Below are 349 nucleotides of genomic sequence, written 5' to 3'. Positions count from 1 at the left end.
GGAAGGAGCCGTCGAAGGTGGGATCGGTGATTAGGACTAAGTCGTAACAAGGTAGCCGTACCGGAAGGTGCGGCTGGATCACCTCCTTTCTAAGGAGCATCTGGCACCTCTTGGGGTGTCCAGGCGCCGGATCGAGACGAACGTTCTCGCCGGTAGCTCATGGGTGGAACATTGACAGTGCAGTCGGGAGCGCAGCTGCCGACCTCAGTACGCCAGGCTTTCGGGTCGGGTTGGAACGGGTTGGGGGTGAGCGGGTCGGCTGGTGCACGTTGTTGGGTCCTGAGGGACCAGGCTTCCCAGTCTTCGGGCTGGGGGTTGAGCCGCACGGAGTGATCCGTATGGTTCTTCG

General features: G+C 61.6%; 1 rRNA gene. It reads left to right on the top strand.

The annotated features are described in order from the left end of the window. Positions 1-89 (top strand): 16S ribosomal RNA (locus HP507_RS06415); the annotation flags it as partial. Positions 90-349: the final 260 nt, after the last annotated feature.

The organism is Curtobacterium pusillum (genome assembly GCF_013359865.1).
GTDB classification, from domain to species: Bacteria; Actinomycetota; Actinomycetes; order Actinomycetales; family Microbacteriaceae; genus Curtobacterium; species Curtobacterium pusillum.
Note: the sequence above shows the minus strand (reverse complement) of the source record. Positions and strands in the feature narration are given on the sequence as shown.